Origin of the sequence: Streptomyces sp. NPDC052043, assembly GCF_044548235.1 — a bacterium.
In the GTDB taxonomy this organism is placed as follows: Bacteria; Actinomycetota; Actinomycetes; order Streptomycetales; family Streptomycetaceae; genus Streptomyces.
The window spans coordinates 309191-323641 of the sequence record NZ_JBIUBT010000001.1; the positions used below are offsets into that span (position 1 = coordinate 309191).

The 14451-nt window shown below is 73.2% G+C and carries 13 protein-coding genes; 6 read left to right on the forward strand and 7 right to left on the reverse strand.

Annotation, left to right across the window (positions count from 1 at the left end; all coding sequences use genetic code 11):
- The first annotated feature begins 139 nt into the window (after nucleotides 1–139).
- Nucleotides 140–799, forward strand: coding sequence for an HAD-IA family hydrolase (locus ACIHCX_RS01370; RefSeq protein ID WP_400025480.1), 660 nt, complete (start codon nucleotides 140–142; stop codon nucleotides 797–799).
- Between the two features lie 25 nt (nucleotides 800–824).
- Here ACIHCX_RS01370 and ACIHCX_RS01375 read toward each other — a convergent pair whose 3' ends face one another.
- The gene (locus tag ACIHCX_RS01375) at nucleotides 825–2138 is read right to left on the reverse strand and encodes a peptidoglycan-binding protein (protein WP_400025482.1); all 1314 of its coding nucleotides are present in this window, start codon (nucleotides 2136–2138) and stop codon (nucleotides 825–827) included.
- Nucleotides 2139–2628: 490 nt separating this feature from the next.
- On the opposite strand from ACIHCX_RS01375, the gene ACIHCX_RS01380 reads away from it, so the two are divergent.
- Nucleotides 2629–4923: a DHA2 family efflux MFS transporter permease subunit gene (locus tag ACIHCX_RS01380; protein ID WP_400025484.1), complete on the forward strand. Its 2295-nt coding sequence runs from the start codon at nucleotides 2629–2631 to the stop codon at nucleotides 4921–4923.
- A gap of 57 nt (nucleotides 4924–4980) precedes the next feature.
- Here the strand turns inward: ACIHCX_RS01380 and ACIHCX_RS01385 are convergent, their stop codons facing one another.
- Nucleotides 4981–5481 carry a GNAT family N-acetyltransferase gene (locus ACIHCX_RS01385; RefSeq protein WP_400025486.1) on the reverse strand — a complete coding sequence of 167 codons (501 nt, stop codon included), beginning with the start codon at nucleotides 5479–5481 and terminating at the stop codon, nucleotides 4981–4983.
- 88 nt (nucleotides 5482–5569) lie between these two features.
- Nucleotides 5570–5971: a DUF1992 domain-containing protein gene (locus ACIHCX_RS01390; RefSeq protein WP_400025488.1), complete on the reverse strand. Its 402-nt coding sequence runs from the start codon at nucleotides 5969–5971 to the stop codon at nucleotides 5570–5572.
- A 100-nt stretch (nucleotides 5972–6071) separates the two neighbouring features.
- Here ACIHCX_RS01390 and ACIHCX_RS01395 point away from each other — a divergent pair, with 100 nt between their 5' ends.
- On the forward strand, nucleotides 6072–6464 hold the full coding sequence (locus ACIHCX_RS01395) for a hypothetical protein (RefSeq protein ID WP_400025489.1): 393 nt from the start codon (nucleotides 6072–6074) through the stop codon (nucleotides 6462–6464).
- Between the two features lie 42 nt (nucleotides 6465–6506).
- Here ACIHCX_RS01395 and ACIHCX_RS01400 read toward each other — a convergent pair whose 3' ends face one another.
- Complete coding sequence (locus ACIHCX_RS01400; protein WP_400025491.1) at nucleotides 6507–7178, reverse strand: O-methyltransferase; 672 nt, start codon at nucleotides 7176–7178, stop codon at nucleotides 6507–6509.
- Between the two features lie 126 nt (nucleotides 7179–7304).
- A complete protein-coding gene (gene proP / locus ACIHCX_RS01405; RefSeq protein WP_400025493.1) occupies nucleotides 7305–8669 on the reverse strand; it encodes a glycine betaine/L-proline transporter ProP in 1365 nt (454 codons plus the stop codon).
- A 415-nt stretch (nucleotides 8670–9084) separates the two neighbouring features.
- Between proP and ACIHCX_RS01410 the strand changes: the two genes are divergently transcribed.
- Both ACIHCX_RS01410 and ACIHCX_RS01415 read left to right on the forward strand, forming a co-directional pair.
- Nucleotides 9085–11130, forward strand: a complete 2046-nt coding sequence (locus ACIHCX_RS01410) for a bifunctional glycosyltransferase 87/phosphatase PAP2 family protein (protein WP_400025494.1) — start codon at nucleotides 9085–9087, stop codon at nucleotides 11128–11130.
- A 144-nt stretch (nucleotides 11131–11274) separates the two neighbouring features.
- Nucleotides 11275–11841, forward strand: a complete 567-nt coding sequence (locus ACIHCX_RS01415; protein ID WP_400025496.1) for a cysteine hydrolase family protein — start codon at nucleotides 11275–11277, stop codon at nucleotides 11839–11841.
- Between the two features lie 81 nt (nucleotides 11842–11922).
- Here ACIHCX_RS01415 and ACIHCX_RS01420 read toward each other — a convergent pair whose 3' ends face one another.
- Nucleotides 11923–12567 carry a response regulator gene (locus tag ACIHCX_RS01420; protein WP_400025497.1) on the reverse strand — a complete coding sequence of 215 codons (645 nt, stop codon included), beginning with the start codon at nucleotides 12565–12567 and terminating at the stop codon, nucleotides 11923–11925.
- Entirely contained in the window at nucleotides 12555–13829 is a 1275-nt protein-coding gene (locus ACIHCX_RS01425; RefSeq protein WP_400025499.1) for a histidine kinase, read from the reverse strand. Before ACIHCX_RS01425 ends, ACIHCX_RS01420 begins: the two co-directional genes overlap by 13 nt.
- Nucleotides 13830–14012: 183 nt before the next feature.
- Here ACIHCX_RS01425 and ACIHCX_RS01430 point away from each other — a divergent pair, with 183 nt between their 5' ends.
- The gene (locus tag ACIHCX_RS01430; protein WP_400026566.1) at nucleotides 14013–14432 is read left to right on the forward strand and encodes a hypothetical protein; all 420 of its coding nucleotides are present in this window, start codon (nucleotides 14013–14015) and stop codon (nucleotides 14430–14432) included.
- The last annotated feature ends 19 nt before the right edge of the window (nucleotides 14433–14451 follow it).

Sequence of the window (14451 nt, forward strand, 5' to 3'; positions counted from 1 at the left end):
GGCGGGATGCCGAGATGTTTTGTACCGTGGGGGAACAAAGTGGCTCCCGTCCGCTTTCCCTGACCGGTGGACGGGGCCGCCTTGTTTCTTCGGGGAGGCGTGGTCCCACGCCCCCCTTCGCCGTGTCTTGGAGTCATCGATGACGGCCACCGCCGTGTTCACCGCCCGCGCCCTCCTGCTGGACATGGACGGCACCCTCGTCAATTCCGACGCCGTGGTCGAGCGGATCTGGCGTCGCTGGGCCGACCGCCACGGGCTGGACGGTGACGAGGTGATGAAGGTCGTTCACGGTCGTCAGGGGCACGCCTCGATGGCGCTGCTGCTGCCGGACCGGCCCGTGGAGCGCAACCTCGCCGAGAACGCGCGCATGCTCGCCGAGGAGACCTCGGACATGGACGGCGTGATCCCGGTCCCCGGGGCGGCGGAGTTCCTCGCGGGGCTGCGCGAGGTGCCGCACGCGCTCGTGACCTCGGCCGACGTGGCCCTGTCCACGGCCCGGATGGCCGCCGCCGGCCTGCCCCTGCCCGACGTGCGCGTCACCGCCGAGTCCGTCGGGGCGAGCAAGCCCGACCCCGAGGGCTTTCTGAAGGGTGCCGCCGAACTGGGCGTCGCGCCCGCCGACTGCGTCGTCTTCGAGGACTCCGGAGCGGGGATCGCGGCGGGCCGCGCCGCGGGCATGCGGGTGGTCGGCGTCGGCCCGCGGGCCGGGTTCCACCAGCCGGACGCGGTCGTGCCCGACCTGACCCGGGTGCGGGTCGAGGTCGTGGGCGACGGGAGCGTCCGGCTGCACATGGGGTAGCGGCCGGGCCGGGACGCTCCCCGGCTCAGGGCGCCGTCGTCTCCGACTCCAGACTCGCCCTCGTCGCCGGTCCGTACACCCCGGGTTCGTCGGCGCGGATGCCGCGGGCCCACTGGTACGCGCGCACGGACTTCTCCAGCCGGCGGTTGAAGTCGCCGTTCGCCCTCCCCGGGAAGAGGGACAACTGGCCGAGCCGCAGCTGGAGTTCGGTCACCTCGGAGCCCTGGTCGCCGATGCGCAGTACCGGGGCGGGGGCCGCCGGTGCGCCGGTGCGCATGGTCGTCGCGGTCTTCGTCGGACCGGGCGGCGCCGAACTCGGGCCGGGGGCGTTCCCCGCCTGCGATCCGGACGTCGACGGCTCCGCGGTCTCCGAGGCCGAGGCCGACGCGGACGGCGAGGTGTTCGCGTCGGGCGACGGCGACTCGCTCGCCGTCGCCGGGGCCGACGACGCGTACGACGGTGCGGCGTCCGTCGGCGCGGACGCCGTGGGTGTCTCCACCCGCGTGTCCGGCACGCTCTCCCGTACTTGACGGGAGGCATGGTCCCGTTCCGGCGACTGGTAGGAGAACAGCCCGCTCGCGAACCCGGCCCCCACCACGATCGTGACCACGACCGCGCACGCGGCGAGCAGGACGACGGGGCGGGCCCGCCTGCCGCGGTGCCGGCCGCCCGCCGGGCCCTCGGGGCGCCCGGGACCTCCGGCGCCGGCGGCCGACCCGGGGGCGGTAGCCGGGTCCGGCTCCGTCGCCGCGTCGAACAGGCTCACGTCGGCCGCGCTCGGTTCACCCGACGGCGGCGCGAACAGGCCGGGTGGGGTGGTGCGGGTCGGCGGCTGTGCGGGGATGGCGCGCAGCGCCATCGTGGACTCGGCGGGGGTGACGTCTCGTGCCGGCGGGGGCTGGGTGGGGATGCCGTGCTGCGTCTGCGTGGACTCGGCGGGGGTGTCCTGCCGTTCCGTCGAGGACTCGGCGGGGGCGCCCCGTAGCGACGACGTGGCCTCCGGTGGGAGCGCCCGCAGTGCCATCGTGGACTCCGCGGGGGAGGGGGGTCGTAGCTCCTCCCCGCCGGTTGTGGTGGTTCCGGTGGCCGGTGCGGTCGGGGTGGCTGCGGGAGGCACGCCGCCGGCGGTCGCTCCGGCGGCCGCGGTGCCGGGGGTCCCGCTGGTCGCGGTGGTTCCGCCGGCCCCGGCGGCTCCGGGGGCCTGGGTGGCTCCGTGGGTTCCGCCGACGTTGGTGGCCGTGGCGGCTCCGGCTGCCCCAGTGGCTGCTGCGGCCCGGGCGGCTTCGGCGGCACCGTTGACTCCAGAGGCTGCGCCGGCGGCCTCAGCGGCTTCGTTCATCCCGGCGACCTCGCCGGTCCCCGCGACTCCACCGTCCTGCGCCGGAACGCCGTCCCCTGCCGGGCTGCCTCCCGACGGGGCGCCGCCCGCCGGGGCACTCCCTACCGAGGTGCCCCCTGCCGCCGCGCCCCCGGGCGCCGGCGTCTCCCCGATGTCCACGTACGGCCGTATCCGCAGTGGAGTGAAGTCCTCCGCCGCCGCGGCCTCGGCCGTTCGGGCGTCGCGGAGAGCGTCGGACGCCCGGCTTCCGCAGGCGCAGGACGGGGTGTTGTCCGTGCCCCCGGGCACCCCGCATTCGGGGCAGACGTGCCCCTTCCGCTCTTCCACGCGTCGGTCCCCTCCCATGGCGAACTCCAAGGATTATGCAGATCCTCCACACAGCTTCTCCCTGAAGGGCCCCCGGAATGGCGGCGTCCGGAAGGACTCAACAGGCCATAACCGGACACACCGATGACGATGGGAGATGTCACGAGAGCGTCGGGAGGACTCCATGGCCGGCGATGGGCACGGCAGGACCGGCATGACCGGGACGACGGGCGACGTCCCGGACGACGTCCCGGTCGACGACCGGCCGTCGTCGGCCATGCCTGCGTCCCCGGAGCCCGTGCAGCCCTCGCAGCCGCCGCAGCCCGAGCAGTCGTCGCGGCCCGAGCGGCCCCAGCAACCCCCGCGGCCTCCGCAACCTCCGCGGCCCCCGCAACGCCCGCAGACCTCGCAGTCCTCCCAGACCTCGCCGCAGCCGCCGAGGCCCCCACAGCCCCCGCCCGGCGACCCGGGCGCTCCGCCCGTGCCGGTGCAGGGCAACGTTCTCGTCTCGATCGGGGCGCTGCTCCTCGGCATGCTGCTGGCCGCGCTCGACCAGACCATCGTGGCGACCGCGCTGCCCACCATCGTCAGCGACCTCGGCGGCCTGGAGCACCTGTCCTGGGTGGTCACGGCGTATCTGCTGGCGTCGACCGCCGCGACTCCGCTGTGGGGCAAGCTCGGCGACCAGTACGGGCGCAAGAAGCTCTTCCAGACCGCGATCGTGATCTTCCTGGTCGGTTCCGCGCTGTGCGGCATGGCGCGGAACATGCCCGAGCTGATCGGCTTCCGGGCCTTGCAGGGCCTGGGCGGCGGCGGGCTGATGGTGTTGTCGACGGCGATCGTCGGCGATGTCGTCGCACCCCGCGAACGCGGCCGCTACCAGGGCCTGTTCGGCGCGGTGTTCGGCACGACCAGCGTGCTCGGGCCGCTGCTCGGCGGGCTGTTCACCCAGCACCTGAGCTGGCGCTGGGTGTTCTACGTCAACCTGCCCCTCGGCGTGGTCGCCCTCGCCGTGATCGCGGCCGCCCTGCGCACCCCGCACCGGTCGCAGCGGCACGTCATCGACTACCTCGGCACCTTCCTCATCGCCTCGGTCGCCACCTGCCTGGTGCTGGTTGCCTCGCTCGGCGGCACCACCTGGGGCTGGGGTTCGCCGCAGATCGTCGGCCTGGCGGTGGTGGGCGTCGGGCTCGTCCTCGTCTTCCTGGCCGTGGAGCGCAGGGCGGCCGAGCCGGTGCTGCCGCTGAAGCTGTTCCGCATCCGCACGTTCTCCCTCTCGGCGGTCATCAGCTTCATCGTCGGCTTCGCCATGTTCGGCGCCATGACCTACCTGCCGACGTTCCTCCAGGTCGTGCGGGGCATCTCGCCGACGCTGTCCGGTGTGCACATGCTGCCGATGGTGGTGGGCATGCTGTCGGCCTCCACCGGTTCCGGGCAGATCGTCAGCCGCACCGGCCGCTGGAAGGTGTTCCCCGTCGTGGGCACCGGCGTCACCGCCATCGGCCTGCTCCTGCTGCACCAGCTCGACGAGTACAGCTCGACGGCCATGATGAGCGTCTGCTTCCTCGTCTTCGGCGTGGGACTCGGCCTGGTCATGCAGGTGCTCGTCCTGATCGTGCAGAACGCCGTCAGCTACGCGGACCTGGGCGTCGCCACCTCCGGCGCCACCTTCTTCCGCTCCATCGGCGCCTCCTTCGGCGTGGCCATCTTCGGCACGGTCTTCGCCGGCCGCCTCGGCGAGAAACTGGCCGCCGCCTTCACCGGCGTGCCACTGCCGCCAGGAGTGTCGGCGAGCACGCTGAAGTCCGATCCGCGCGGCATCGCGGCCCTGCCGGCCGCGCTGCGCCCGGGGGCCCTGCACGCGTACGCGTCCGCGATCACCGACGTCTTCCTCTACGCCGCTCCCGTCGCCCTCCTCGGCTTCGTGCTGGCCTGGTTCCTGAAGGAGGACCGGCTGCGCGGCTCGGTCACGGCCCCCGACGTCTCGGAGACGTACGCGACGAACCCCGTCGAGCGGTCCTCCTATGACGAGGTGTGCCGGGCGCTGTCCGTGCTGGGCACCCGGGAGGGGCGGCGCGAGATCTACCGGGAGATCACCGTGCGGGCGGGCTACGACCTCGACCCCGCGGCGAGCTGGCTGGTGCTGCGGACGAGGAAGTACGGCTGGGCGGAGCCCGCCCTGCTGGCCGAGCGCAGCAGCGTCCCGCTGGGCGTGATCATCGGGGCCACCCGCCAGGTCGAGGAGCGGCATCTGGGTGAGCGCCGCGGCGTGGACCTCGTGCTGACCGAGGCGGGCCTGGAGGCCGCCGAGCGTCTGGCGCACGCCCGGGAGGAGTCGCTCGCCGGGCTGCTCGGCGACTGGTGGGGGCCGGACAGGCCGACGGACCTCGGACAACTCGTGAAGGAGTTGACGGGGGAGCTGTGCGGGTCCGACTCCGAACGGCCGCACGACGGGCGCTCGGTGCCCCGTCTGCCGTGAACGACCCGTCTGTCCTGAGCAGCCCGTCTCTCCTGAGCGACCCGTCTGCCGCGGTCCTCAGGCGAGGGTTTTGCCGAACCAGTGCTCCGCGTACGGGTCGTCGTTGTGCCGGTCGGTCTCCCGGTAGCCGAGCCGGGCGTACAGGGCGCGGGCCTCCACGAGGTCGCTGCGGGTGTCCAGGATCATCCGCCGGGCGCCGAGCGCGCGGGCGGCGTCCTCGGCCGCGGTGACCAGGCGGGCGGCGCCGCCCTTGCCCCGCATCCCCTCGCGCAGGAACACCCGGGTGAGTTCGGCCCGCTCCGCGTCCAGCAGCCGTACGCCCGCGGTGCCGGCCGGGGTGCCGTCGTACCGGGCGAGCAGCAACTGTCCCGTGGGCGGGGCGAGTTCGGCGCCGGTGCGGGCGGCGATCTCCCGCTCCAGCTCGTCGGGGTCGGTGCGGTGCCCCTCGTACAGCAGGTACCAGCGGTCGCTGACCTCCGTGTAGTACGCGCGCCACAGCTGGGCGGCCGCGGGGGAGTCGAAGGGTTCCGGGGCGATGGTCCACGTCACAACCGACATTGTGGGGACGCGGAGGGCGCCGGGCGCAACCGGTTAAGGCGCGTACCGGTCGGCACTGCCAGTGCCGCGGCGGGGCAAACGAGAGGCCCTAGGCCGTCTCCCGCCGCCTGTGCCACTCCTGGAGGACCTCCTCGACGTCGTACCGCTTCAGGCCCAGCGGGGGTCCGGGCGGCGGCTTCAGCATCATGTCGAGGATCTTGGTGTTGATGTCCGCGATGACGGCGCGGACGACCCGTTCCGAGGGGGCGGCGAGGGCCGCCGCGAGCGCGTCCTCGGCCTGCTTGCGCAGGGCGAGCGACGGCGGCAGGTAGGACAGGCCCTCGCGGGCCATCTTCCGCCTGACCCACCACAGCTCGTCGTACGTCATGTCGTCCGGCAGCGGCTTGCCCGCGCCCGGCAGATGGTCGAACTCTCCGCGTCCCTGCGCGTCGCGGATCTGCTTGTCGACCCAGGACTCGAACGGAACCCCGGGTGGCTTGCGCTCGGTCATGGGTCCATTGTGCGGGACGCGGCCGGGCCGGGCGTTTTATCATGCGGCGGCGGCTCGGCAATCCGGCCACCGCGCGAAGGACGCCACAGGGGGAACCCACGTGCTCGAACTGACCATGGCCTCCGTCTCCGGGACGGACGCGGGCGCCACGGCCGGGATGGTCATGGCCGACGCTCCCAGCGAGCCGGGTGCCGCGCTGCGGGTGGGCCGGGACCCGGCCGTGTGCCGCCTGGTGACGCCGGACGACTGGCTGTTCGTCTCCCGGGTCCACCTGGAGTTCGAGTGCGGGGCCGACGGCACCTGGCAGGTCACCTGGCGGCCCGGCTCCCAGCCGGAGCCGTCCTCCGAGGTCCGGCTGACCGTCGGTGAGCACACCCAGCCGCTCGCCTACGGCGGTACCGCCGCGCTGCCCCGGGGCGGCTCCGGCGAGATCGTCGTGCAGGACCGTACGAGTCCGCGCAGTGTCAACGTCGGGTTCTTCCACGAGGTGTGAGCACCGCCCGGGTGACGGCGGCGCAGGGGCGGCCCCGGACGGTCACTCCAGGACCCGCACCAACGCGAAGCCGTCGTGGCCCTTGCTGCCGACCGTCTGGATCGCCGTGCCCTCCAGCCTGGGGTGCTCGGCGATGAGTTCCAGCGCGGCCCGGGTGCCGAGCACGCTCGGGTCGGTGCTGGTGGGGTCGGTGACGTGGCCGCCGCGTACGACGTTGTCCAGGACGATCAGGCTGCCGGCGCGGGTCAGGCGCAGGGCCCACTCCACGTAGTGCCGGTTGTTGGCCTTGTCGGCGTCGATGAAGACCAGGTCGAAGGGCGGCGGGTTCTCGTCGGCGAGCTGGGGCAGCGACTCCAGGGCCGGACCCACCCGCACCTCTGCGACCCGGTCCAGACCGGCGCGCGCGATGTTGCGGCGGGCCACGTCGGCGTGGTGCGCCGCGTACTCGAGGGAGATCAGCCGTCCGTCGGCGGGCAGCGCGCGGGCCAGCCAGATGGTGCTGTAGCCGCCGAGGGTGCCGATCTCCAGGATGGCGCGGGCGCCCTGGACCTGGGCGAGGAGGTGCAGCAGCTTGCCCTGGTTCGCGGTGACGTTGATGTGCGGCAGCCCCTCCGCGTCGCTGTCGCGCACCGCGGCCTGAAGGGGTTCGTCCTCCGGGGAGAGCAGAGTGGTGAAGTAGGAGTCCACGTCGTCCCACAGCTGCGAGTCGCTCATGCACCAGGCCTTTCGTATGTCTAGTTAGATTCTCTAACTAGCCGGGCTAACGAATATAGCCGGGTGCGATGGTGCTGTCAGGCAATGTCAGTCGTTCGGGGGCGGCCCGTTGGCCCGGGATCGGGCTCACGCCTCCACCGACGGGGCCGAGCCCGGTAGCGGCCGGCCCGCCGACTCCGCCATGAACCAGACCGCCGCGCCGCCGATCAGCGAGGCCGCCATCATGTAGTAGGCGGGCATCATCAGGTTGCCGGTCGCGCCGATCAGGGCGGTGACCACCAGCGGGGTCGTCCCGCCGAACAGCGACACGGAGATGTTGAAGCCGATCGACAGCGAGCCGTAGCGGACCCGGGTCGGGAACAGCGCCGGCAGCGCGGACGGCATCGCGGCCGTGAAGCAGACCAGGAGCAGTCCCAGCGCGGCCATGCCCAGGCCCACCGCCGCCAGGCTGCCCTGGCGGATCAGCAGCAGCGCCGGGACGGACAGGAACAGGAAGCCCGCGCAGCCGGCGGCGATCACCGGACGGCGGCCGACGCGGTCGGTCAGGGCGCCCGCGAACGGCTGGACGATCATCATCAGGGCCATCACGGCCAGCACGACGAGCAGGCCGTGCGTCTCGTCGTACTTGAGCACGCTGGTCAGGTAGCTCGGCATGTACGACAGCAGCATGTAGTCGGTGACGTTGAAGACCAGCACCAGGCCCACGCACAGCAGCAGCGCCTTCCACTGACCCGCGATCATCTCGCGCAGCGGCACCTTGCGGCGGGTCGACTCGGCCTTCTCGCACTCCGCCGCGAACGCCGGGGTCTCCTCCAGGCGCATCCGCAGGTACAGGCCGATGATGCCCATCGGGCCCGCGACCAGGAACGGGATCCGCCAGCCCCAGGAGGTCATCTGGTCCGAGGACAGCAGAGCCGTCATCAGGGTGACCAGGCCCGCGCCGCCGACGTAACCGGCCAGCGTGCCGAACTCCAGCCAGCTGCCGAGGAAGCCGCGCCGCTTGTCCGGGGCGAACTCGGCGATGAAGGTGGACGCGCCCGCGTACTCGCCGCCGGTGGAGAAGCCCTGCACCAGCCGGGCCACGAGCAGCAGCAGCGGCGCCCCGACGCCGATCGTCGCGTAGGACGGGATCAGGCCGATCGCGAAGGTGCCCACGGCCATCATGATCATGGTGAAGGCCAGCACCTTCTGGCGGCCGATGCGGTCGCCGAGCGGACCGAAGACCATGCCGCCGAGCGGGCGGACGAGGAAGGCCGCGGCGAAGGCGCCGAACGTGGACAGCAGCTGCGCCGTCGGGTTGCCGGAGGGGAAGAAGACCTTGCCCAGCGTCACCGCGATGTAGCTGTAGACACCGAAGTCGAACCACTCCATGGCGTTGCCCAGCGCGGCGGCCTTCACGGCGCGCCGGACGAGTGCCGGGTCGGTGACGGTGGTGTGGCGGCTCTTGGTGAGGGAGACGGCCCGGGGCGCGGTGACGGTGACAGCTGACAAGGCTTCGCTCGCCTGCCTTTCGACGGGGACAGGAACCCGGCCCGGGCGGCGGCGCTGACGCGAGGGCCGAAAGCGGCCCACCGGGGCAGGCCGAAAATCGACCATACGGCCGCCGGTGTCCCTTACGCACCGTACGCACGTCGATGCGTACTGCACCTAAATGTTCGCTGTGCAGGCACTTAGTCCCTGCACGGACCGTGATTTCCGGCTCCACGCTGTGATCCTTCTCGCGCCCCGGCTGGGGAACCGAACCGTTCGCGCACTATCGTCATCCTGACAAAAGGTGAGCGGACGACAGGTGAATCGGGGGTTGCCGCGTCCCTCTCCGGGGGAGGTGTGAAGCCTCCCCGAGCCGGCGAAGGGGTTCCCGGCGCGGGACGAGCGCGGGACGTACGGGGTGGGAGGCCGAGGGGGCGTGGCGAATGCGGAGCGCGGTGGGGGACCGGCGGCGGCGTTCGGAGCGGCGGCGGATCCGGCCACGGCGCGTCTGCACGCGACCCGCCTGGGCCTGTGGCTGATCGCCGGGATCCTCGCGGTACGGCAGGTGGCCGCCGTCCTCACCACCCCGCGCGACAGCCGGCTCACCGACCTCGAGACCTGGGTGGGGCCGAACGGCGTCCTGCACGTCAAGGGGTCGCTGTACGAGTCGACGCAGTTCACCGGCACCCCGTTCGCCGGCCTCGTGCTCAAGCCGCTGACCAGGGCCGCCGAGCAGGCCCTCGGCTGGGGATGGACCTTCGGCACGCTGCTGCTGGTGGTCGCCCTCGGGCTGGTCGCCGCCCGCGCCCTGCCCGAGCCGGTCGGCCGCCGCACCTCCCTGCTGGCCGCGCCCGTCGCGATCAGCCTGCTCATGCTGTCGCTGCCGGTACGCAACACGCTCTGGCTCGGTCAGACCAGCGTCATCCCGGTCCTGCTCGTCCTGCTCGGCTGCTTCGTCGTGCGCGGGCAGCGGGCCGGCGGCGCGCTGATCGGCCTCGCGGCCGCGCTCCAGCCCACGGTGCTCCTCTTCGCGCCCCTGCTGTGGTTCACCCGGCGCCGGCAGGCCGCCGTCTCCACCGCCGTCACGTTCGCCGGGTGCACCGCGCTCGCCTGGGCCGCGATGCCGCACGACTCCTTCACCTACTGGGTGCACCACATGGCGGGCGTGGGTCTCGGCGGACCCGCCGACGCCCTCGCCAACCAGTCCCTGCACGGCGCCCTGCTCCGGTTCGGCCTGACCGGCCCGCCGGAGACAGGCCTGTTCCTGCTGCTGGGCGCGGCGGTCGCCGTGCTCGGGCTGCGCCGGGCGGTGCGCTACGCCCGCGACGGCCAGCTCCTGCTCGCCGTCGCGATCACCGGCTGCGCCGCGACAGCCGTGTCGCCCACCACCTGGCAGCACCAGCTGCTGTGGGTGCTCCTCGCCGTCGTCGGCCGGGTCGGCCGCCGCGCCTCCGACCGGTACGTCTGGCCGGTCGCCGTCATCCTCGTCATGACCCTGCCGACGAAGATGCTGCTGCCGAACATGGCGTCCCTGGACCCGCTGCGCGACAACACCGTCCTGCTGGCCGCGCTCGCCGCCGCGACGGCCGTGCCGTTCCTGTCCCGCGGCTCGGAGCACTACGCCTCGCCCGTCCCCATCCGGTACGCGCCGCCGGTCCCGGCCCGCTTCCGCAGGGTCCCCCTGCTCCCCTTCGCGCGCCGGGTCCTCACCCGCCCGAACCTGCTCCTCGAACTGCTCCTCATACGCGTCACCTACGCCGCCTACCAGCAGGTCCGCCTCGCGGCGACGGGCGGCACCATCTCCGGCGGCCGGGCCCGCGCCGAGCAGCACGGCCACGAGATCCTCTCCCTCGAGCGCTTCCTGCACATCGACATCGAGCACGCGGTCAACCACGCCGTGGTGAAGATCGACTGGCTGCGGAACTTCTTCGACTTCTACTACGAGTCCTTCCACTTCGTCGTCCCGCTGACCGTCCTCGGCGTCCTGTACTGGCGCCGCCCGGTCGACTACCGCTGGGCCCGCTCGGCCCTCGGCTTCGCCACCCTCCTCGCCCTCGTCGGCTTCTGGCTCTACCCCCTGGCCCCGCCCCGCCTGATGCCGACCCTCGGCATCATCGACACGGTCCACGGCGTCCAGGACTTCTCCCAGCCGGACTACGGCACCCTGACGGCGCTGACCAACCAGTACGCCGCGATGCCGTCCCTGCACTTCGGCTGGTCGCTGTGGTGCGGCGTGGTCATCGCGGTCGTCGCCCCGAAGTGGTGGATGAAGGCCCTGGGCGTCCTCCACCCCCTGTTCACGGTCTCGGCCATCGTCGCCACCGGCAACCACTGGGTGCTGGACGCGGTGGGCGGCGCGGTGGTCGTCGGCACGGGTTTCGCGCTGACGTATGCGCTGCAGGGCCCCCGGGCGCGGGTGACGACGGCCGTCGCGGTCGCCGGTGAGCCGGCGCTCGGCGAGAAGGAGCGGGTGCCGAGCTGACGTCGCGGGACGGCCGGACGCCCGGCGTGCCGGCACCGGCCCGGCGGGGGCTCGTGCCCCGGACATCGGCCGTGGACCGCCTTCGTTGTCAGTGGCCCGGTCTAGGGTGAGCGCGGACAGTACCGGAATGCGCTAGGGGGAACGATGACCACGCTTCAGGACCGGCCCAGCACCGCGCTTCTCGTCGTCGACGTGCAGAAGGACGTCGTCCACAAGGCCCACGAGCGCGACGTGGTCGTCGCGAACATCGCCGCCCTGGTCGAGCGGGCCAGGCGGGAGGAGGTCCCCGTCGTATGGGTCCAGCACGCCGACGAGGAGCTGGTGAGGGACAGCGACGGCTGGCGGATCGTCCCCGAGCTGACGCCGCGTGAGGGCGAACCGCTCGTCCACAAGAACTACGGCGACTCCTTCGAGGACACCACCCTCGAGACCGTGCTGTCGGATCTCGGGGTCGGCCGGCTCGTCGTGACCGGGGCGTCGACCGACGCGTGCGTCCGCTCGACACTGCACGGCGCGCTCGTCCGGGGATACGACACGATCCTGGTCGGCGACGCCCACACCACGACGGACACGACGGCCTGGGGCGCCCCGCCGCCGGACCAGGTCATCGCCCACACCAACCTGTACTGGGGCTACCAGACGGCACCGGGACGCACCGCCGGGACCGTCGAGACCGAGGACGTCGACTTCGTCGGCGCCGGTCGGTCCTGAGGGCGCAGGCGTCACTTCCGGGGATCAGCGCGGGCGTCGCTGCCGAAGATCGCGCGGTGGTTCGGCGCCCTCATGGCGTCCTCACGCCGAGGCCAGGAAGCGCAGTACCGCCAGCACCCGGCGGTGGTCGCCGTCGGCCGGGGGCAGGTCGAGCTTGGTGAGGATGCTGTTGATGTGCTTGGCGACCGCGCTGTCGCTGACCACCAGGGCCTCGGCGATGCCCGCGTTGGAGCGGCCCTCCGCCATCAGACCGAGGACCTCGCGCTCCCTGGGCGTGAGCCGGTCGAGCGGATCGCTGCGGCGGCGCAGCAGAAGCTGGGAGACCACCTCCGGGTCGAGCGCGGTGCCCCCGGCGGCCACCCGGCGCAGCGCCGCGACGAACTCCTCGACGTCGGAGACCCGCTCCTTGAGCAGGTAGCCGATCCCCCGGTTGTGGGCGGCGAGCAGGTCCGCCGCGTAGCGTTCCTCCACGTACTGGGAGAGCAGCAGCACCGACACGTCGGGCCACTGCTGACGGATCATCAGCGCCGCCCGCACCCCTTCGTCGGTGAAGCCGGGCGGCATGCGGACGTCGACCACCACCGTGTCGGGCCGGTGCTCCTCCACCGCCGCCAGCAGCGCCTCGGCGTCGCCCACCGCCGCCGCCACCTCGAAGCCGGCCGCCTCCACCACCTTGACCAGGCCGATCCGGAGCAGGACCGAGTCCTCGGCGATCACGGCGCGCACGGCAACTCCACGGTGATGGTGGTGGGCCCCCCGACGGGGCTGTCGACCGAGAAGGTACCGTCCACCGACCCGGCCCGCTTGGCCAGCCCGCTCAGACCCGTGCCCTGCCCGGGGTCGGCGCCGCCGGGACCGTCGTCCCCGACGACGACCCGCAGCACGTCGCCCCGCCGGTGGACGCGGACCTCGGCCCCGGTGGCGCCCTCGGCGTGCTTGGCGACATTGGCCAGCGCCTCCGAGACGACGAAGTAGGCCACCGCCTCCACGGTCGGCGAGGGACGCTCGGGCAGGTCGACCGCGAGCCGCACCGGCACCGGGGAGCGGGCCGCGATGCCCGAGAGCGCGGCGTCGAGACCGCGGTCCTCCAGGACCGCCGGGTGCAGTCCGCGGACCAGGGTGCGCAGCTCGGAGATGGCCTCCTTGGCCTCCCGGTGGGCCTCGTCGATGACCTGGCGGGCCTCCTCGGGCAGGTCGGTGAGAGTGGCCCGGGCCAGGCCCAGGTTGAGGGCGAGGGAGACCAGCCGCTGCTGAGCGCCGTCGTGCAGATCGCGCTCGATGCGGCGGCGCTCGGTGTCGGCGGCGTCCACCACCCCGGCGCGCTTCTCGGTGAGGTCGTCGACCCGCAGCTGCAGCCGTTCGGCGCGGCTGGGGCCGAGCAACCGCAGCGCGGCCCGTGTGTCCGTGCGGACGACGGCCCCGGTGAGCCAGTAGGCGAGGAGCAGCAGCACCACGCCCACGAGGGAGAAGAGGGCGATTTGGAACATGGTGCCCCCCTTGATGCGGTTCTCCGGCGGCACCAGCCATATCCACAGCAGGACGGTGCTCAGCTCAGTGCCCACGGCCCAGCAGAGCAGGGCCAGCACGGTGCCCGCGGAGGCCCAGGGACCCACCAGCACGTGGTAGCCGACCTGCCGCCACGTCGCCGCGGACCGCAGCCAGGCCACGACCGCCTGCGGACTGCGGCGCCGCACGGCGGGCAGGGCGGGGATCCCCACCCCCAGTCGCGACCGGAACCTCTTGTGCTGCGCCCTGGTCAGCACGCTGCTCATCAGCGCCACCACGAGGACGGGGATGAAGAAGGCGGCCTGGATCTCGGCCAGGCTGACCGGCACGAACAGCAGCCACGGCTCCGCCAGCACCAGCAGGCCGACGAGGTGCAGCGGTATCCCGGCCAGGGCGAACACGGTGTTCGCCCGCAGGTCGGCCATCCGCCGCGCGAGGGCGGCCCGGCCGGGCGAGGGCGGCGGTGCGGCGGTGAGAGGCATGGCCACACGGTAGGCGGCCGGTGGCTCCGGCGGCCATGGAGCTTGGGGGAGGGCCGGGGGTGTAGCTGGCTTCACCCCCGGTTCGGACAGGGACGCTACCGACGGCGGTGCCTGGAGCGGACAGGGTTGGTCGCGGGATCCGGCGCCGGGCCGGAGCGGAGAGGGGAACGGACGGTGGCCTCCATGGAACTGCGCGGCGGGGTGGACCACGGGCCGGCGGAGGCCGGTCGGCGGCAGCGGTGGGCGAGCGCGGCCCTGGTGGTGGCGGGCCTGGCGCTGCTCCCGTGGCTCCTGGTGCTGGCGGGGTGTGTGCCCGGCGGTTCCGGGCCGGTGCGGTGGACGACGGCATGGGTGGGGCTGGACGCGCTGGAGTCGCTGGGGCTGGTGGTGACGGGGCTGCTGCTGGCCCGGGGGGACGCCCGCCGCTGCGTCACCGCCGCGGCCACCGCGACCCTGCTGGTGGCGGACGCCTGGTTCGACACGACCACGGCATCGGCGGGCGAGGCGGGGGCCGCCCTGGCGATGGCCTTCTGCGCGGAGCTGCCGCTGGCGGCGGTGTGCGCGCTGGTGGCCTGCCGCGCCCTGCCCGGCCGGGGGCGGTGAACTCCAGCGGTACGGTGCG

Bases quoted from the DNA above. Each gene is read 5' to 3' on its own strand.
- ACIHCX_RS01370 (WP_400025480.1), top strand. From the start codon at position 140: ATGACGGCCACCGCCGTGTTCACCGCCCGCGCCCTCCTGCTGGACATG.
- ACIHCX_RS01375 (WP_400025482.1), bottom strand. From the start codon at position 2,138: ATGAACGAAGCCGCTGAGGCCGCCGGCGCAGCCTCTGGAGTCAACGGT.
- ACIHCX_RS01380 (WP_400025484.1), top strand. From the start codon at position 2,629: ATGGCCGGCGATGGGCACGGCAGGACCGGCATGACCGGGACGACGGGC.
- ACIHCX_RS01385 (WP_400025486.1), bottom strand. From the start codon at position 5,481: ATGTCGGTTGTGACGTGGACCATCGCCCCGGAACCCTTCGACTCCCCC.
- ACIHCX_RS01390 (WP_400025488.1), bottom strand. From the start codon at position 5,971: ATGACCGAGCGCAAGCCACCCGGGGTTCCGTTCGAGTCCTGGGTCGAC.
- ACIHCX_RS01400 (WP_400025491.1), bottom strand. From the start codon at position 7,178: ATGAGCGACTCGCAGCTGTGGGACGACGTGGACTCCTACTTCACCACT.
- ACIHCX_RS01415 (WP_400025496.1), top strand. From the start codon at position 11,275: ATGACCACGCTTCAGGACCGGCCCAGCACCGCGCTTCTCGTCGTCGAC.
- ACIHCX_RS01425 (WP_400025499.1), bottom strand. From the start codon at position 13,829: ATGCCTCTCACCGCCGCACCGCCGCCCTCGCCCGGCCGGGCCGCCCTC.
- ACIHCX_RS01430 (WP_400026566.1), top strand. From the start codon at position 14,013: ATGGAACTGCGCGGCGGGGTGGACCACGGGCCGGCGGAGGCCGGTCGG.